Here is a 4,147-nt window from a genome sequence, read left to right as displayed (position 1 = left end):
GAGGGCGCCGCCGAGTCCGTCGGCGCCGCCGTGTCCTGGGCCGACGCCGTGGGCGAGGCGGCGGCGTCGGTCGGCGCGTCGTTGCCCCCGAACACCGCGACCGCGGCGACGATGCCGCCGACCACGACCACCACACCCACCGTGGAGCCGATGATCGCCATGCGCCTGGCCCGCTGCTCGCGCTCGACCCGGCGCGCCATCTGGCGCTCGTGGTGCTCGCGTGCCAGCTGCTTCTGCCGGTCCTTCCCCGTGGCCACCGCTTTGCCTCCCATAGTCAATCAACTGAGGTGGGCGAATCGTATCGGCCAACGGGTAATGATTCGCAGCCCGGCGACCCGCACCGGTACCCTTCGGTTACATTCCCATTGGCTTTTTTGACGAGATCAGCTGAGGCAGATGCTCATCGCCGGCTTCCCCGCAGGGGCCTTCCAGACCAATTGTTACGTCGTCGCGCCCGCCGCGGGCGAGGAGTGCGTGATCGTCGATCCAGGTCAGGACGCCGTCGAGGGGGTCGACGAGCTGCTGCGCGAGCACCGGCTCAAGCCGGTAGCGGTGCTGCTCACGCACGGTCACCTCGACCACGTCTGGTCGGTGGCCCCGGTGTGCGGGGCGCGCGACGTGCCCGCCTGGATCCACCCCGACGACCGCCACCTGCTCAGCGATCCGGCCGCCGGCTGGTCGCCGTCCAGCGCGACCATGTTCGGCGGCATCACCTTCACCGAGCCCGACGAGGTGCGCGAGCTGACCGACGGCGCCGTGCTGCCGCTGGCGGGCCTGGAGCTCGTGGTCGACCACACGCCCGGCCATACCAGGGGGTCGGTGAGCTTCCGGCTGCCCGGCGACGAGGTCATGTTCTCGGGCGACCTGCTGTTCGCCGGCTCCATCGGCCGCACCGACCTTCCGGGCGGCGACTACCCGACGATCCTGCGCAGCCTGGCGGCCAAGTGCCTGCCGCTGCCTGACGGTACGGTCGTCCTGCCGGGCCACGGACCACAGACCACGATCGGCCGCGAGCGCGCCACGAACCCTTATCTGGAGGAGGCCGCGCCGCTGGCCGGTCCCACACGAGGGATCTAATGAGCTTCCAAGCACCGAAGGGCGTCAAGGAGTACGTCCCGCCGCAAGCCTCGACGTTCCACGCGATCCGCGCGATGTTCGCCGAGACGGCCAGGCGCGCGGGATACGCCTACCTGGAGACCGCGGTCTTCGAGGACACCCAGCTGTTCGCGCGCGGCGTCGGCGAGTCCACCGACGTCGTCAGCAAGGAGATGTACACCTTCACCGACCGCGGCAACCGGTCGCTGACGCTGCGCCCGGAGTTCACCGCGGGGGTGCTGCGCGCGGTCCTGGAGTACGGCCTGCACCGCGGCCAGCTCCCGGTGAAGCTGTGGACCGACGGGCCCGTGTTCCGCGCGGAGGCGCCCCAGGAGGGCCGCTACCGCCAGTTCTACCAGCTCGACCTGGAGGCGATCGGCAGCGAGGACCCCGCCGTCGACGCCGAGACCATCGCCCTGGCCTGGCAGTGGTACACCAATCTCGGCCTGACCCGCGTGCGGCTGCTGCTCAACTCCCTGGGCTGCCAGGAGTGCCGGCCGGTCTACCGGACGCGGCTGCAGGAGTTCCTGCGCGGGCTCGACCTCGACGAGGCCACCAGGGCGCGGATCGAGATCAACCCGCTGCGCGTGCTCGACGACAACCGCCCCGAGGTGCGCAAGCAGCTGGAGGACGCGCCGCTGATCGGCGACCACCTGTGCCCCGGCTGCGAGGCCTACCACGACCGGGTCAGGCAGCTCCTGGCCGACCTGGACATCCCGTGGGAGGACGCGCCCCGGCTGGTGCGCGGGCTCGACTACTACACCCGTACGACGTTCGAGTTCGACCACCCGTTGCTCGGCGCGCAGTCCGGCATCGGTGGCGGCGGCCGCTACGACGGGCTGTCGGAGGCCATCGGCGGCCCGCGGCTGCCCGGCATCGGCTTCGGCCTCGGCCTCGACCGCACCGTCATCGCCCTGGAGCGCGAGGGTGTCACGCTCGACACCCCCGCCCGCTGCGAGGTGTACGGTGTGGCGCTGGGCGACGAGGCGGCGCGCGCCATGTTCAAGCTCTTGAGCGAGCTGCGCGCGGCCGGGGTCGCCGCCGACATGGCCTTCGGGGGCAAGGGGCTCAAGGGCGCGATGAAGGGCGCCGACCGTTCCGGCGCCCGTTACGCGCTCATCCTCGGCGAACGTGACCTGGCCGCGAAGGCCGTACAACTGAAGGACCTGACCACCGCTGAGCAGACCGAGGTGCCGCTGGCCCAGGTCGTCGACGTCTTGAAGGGAAAGCTACAGTGATCCGCACGCATACGGCGGGGTCGCTCCGGGAGGAGCACGCCGGGCAGCAGGTGACGCTAGCGGGCTGGGTGGCCCGGCGCCGTGACCACGGCGGGGTGGTCTTCATCGACCTGCGCGACGCCTCCGGCTCGGCGCAGGTGGTCTTCCGCGAGGAGGACCACGCGCACGACCTGCGCGCCGAATACTGCGTGAAGGTGGTCGGCCAGGTACGCACCCGCCCCGAGGGCAACGAGAACCCCGAGCTGCCCACCGGCGCCATCGAGGTCGTGGCCGAGCGGGTCGAGGTGCTCAGCGAGTCCGCGCCGCTGCCCTTCCCCATCGAGGGCAACGCGGGCGTCTCGGAGGAGGCCCGGCTCAAGTACCGCTACCTCGACATCCGCCGCCAGCAGGTGGCCGACGCCATGCGGGTCCGCTCGAAGGCCACCTACCTGGCCAACGAGGTCATGCACGAGCTCGGCTTCGTCTACGTCGAGACGCCCACCCTGACCCGCTCCACCCCCGAGGGCGCGCGCGACTTCCTGGTGCCGGTGCGGCTGCAGCCGGGCAACTGGTACGCGCTGCCCCAGTCGCCCCAGCTGTTCAAGCAACTCCTTCAGGTCGGCGGCCTGGAGCGCTACTACCAGCTCGCCAAGTGCTACCGCGACGAGGACCTGCGGGCCGACCGGCAGCCGGAGTTCACCCAGATCGACATCGAGATGTCGTTCGTGGACCAGGAAGACGTCATCGAGGTCGGCGAGAAGCTGATCGGGCGCGTGTGGCGCGAGACGCTCGGCCACGAGATCCCGATGCCGCTGCCGCGCATGACCTACGCCGAGGCCATGGCCCGCTACGGCTCCGACAAGCCGGACCTGCGCTTCGGCCAGGAGCTGGTGGAGATGACCGGCTACTTCGCCGGCACCTCCTTCCGCGTCTTCCAGGCCGACTACGTGGGCGCGGTCGTCATGCCGGGCGGCGCCTCGCAGACGCGCAAGGAGCTCGACGGCTGGCAGGAGTGGGCGCGCTCGCGCGGCGCCAAGGGGCTGGCGTACGTGCTGGTCCAGGAGGACGGCACGCTCGGCGGCCCCGTCGCCAAGAACCTCTCCGAGGAGGAGATCTCCGGCCTGGCCGCCAAGGCCGGCGCCGCGCCCGGCGACGCGGTCTTCTTCGCGGCCGGTGCGAGGAGCTCGGCGCGTGACCTGCTCGGCGCGGCCCGCCTGGAGATCGGCCGCCGCTGCGGGCTGATCGACGAGTCGCTGTGGTCGTTCCTGTGGGTGGTCGACGCCCCCATGTTCGAGCCTGTGTCCGATGAGTCCGGCGGGGAGGGCGGCTGGACGGCCGTGCACCACCCGTTCACCGGCCCCAAGCCCGAGTGGGCCGACAACTTCCAGGACCACCCCGGCGAGGCCCTGGCCTACGCCTACGACATGGTCTGCAACGGCATGGAGATCGGCGGCGGCTCCATCCGTATCCACCGGGCCGAGATGCAGCAGCGCGTCTTCGACGTGCTCGGCATCTCCAAGGAGGAGGCCGAGAGCAAGTTCGGCTTCCTGCTGGAGGCGTTCAAGTACGGCCCGCCCCCGCACGGCGGCATCGCCTACGGCTGGGACCGCATCTGCATGCTGCTGTCCGGCGGCGACTCGATCCGCGACGTGATCGCCTTCCCCAAGACGGCCTCCGGGTTCGACCCGCTGACCGGCGCGCCCACGCCGATCACCACCGACCAGCGCAAGGAGGCGGGCGTGGACGCCCCGCCCAAGCAGCCGTAACCCCGCCTCGCCCGGGCACGCCGGTGCCCCTCACGCCAAAAGCGCCCAGCCACCCCGCGACGGGTGGCT

Annotated in this window: 3 protein-coding genes and 1 pseudogene; 3 read left to right on the top strand and 1 reads right to left on the bottom strand. The window is 71.3% G+C overall.

Going from position 1 to position 4,147, the window contains the following annotated elements:
* Window positions 1–257: pseudogene (locus KME77_RS15135) on the bottom strand (peptidylprolyl isomerase); the annotation flags it as partial.
* Between the two features lie 139 nt (window positions 258–396).
* Between KME77_RS15135 and KME77_RS15130 the strand changes: the two are divergent.
* Genes KME77_RS15130 through aspS form a run of 3 tightly spaced genes read left to right on the top strand, consistent with a single transcriptional unit; the run spans window position 397 to window position 4,078 of the window.
* On the top strand, window positions 397–1,077 hold the full coding sequence (locus tag KME77_RS15130) for an MBL fold metallo-hydrolase (RefSeq protein ID WP_219467356.1): 681 nt from the start codon (window positions 397–399) through the stop codon (window positions 1,075–1,077).
* Window positions 1,077–2,333 (top strand): histidine--tRNA ligase, encoded by a 1,257-nt coding sequence (gene hisS / locus KME77_RS15125; RefSeq protein WP_219467354.1) that lies wholly within the window; start codon window positions 1,077–1,079, stop codon window positions 2,331–2,333. The genes KME77_RS15130 and hisS overlap by 1 nt, the downstream gene beginning before the upstream one ends.
* Window positions 2,330–4,078, top strand: a complete 1,749-nt coding sequence (aspS, locus tag KME77_RS15120; protein ID WP_219467351.1) for an aspartate--tRNA ligase — start codon at window positions 2,330–2,332, stop codon at window positions 4,076–4,078. The genes hisS and aspS overlap by 4 nt, the downstream gene beginning before the upstream one ends.
* The last annotated feature ends 69 nt before the right edge of the window (window positions 4,079–4,147 follow it).

This window comes from Nonomuraea rhizosphaerae (assembly GCF_019396405.1).
Taxonomy (GTDB): domain Bacteria; phylum Actinomycetota; class Actinomycetes; order Streptosporangiales; family Streptosporangiaceae; genus Nonomuraea; species Nonomuraea rhizosphaerae.
Note: the sequence above shows the minus strand (reverse complement) of the source record. Positions and strands in the feature narration are given on the sequence as shown.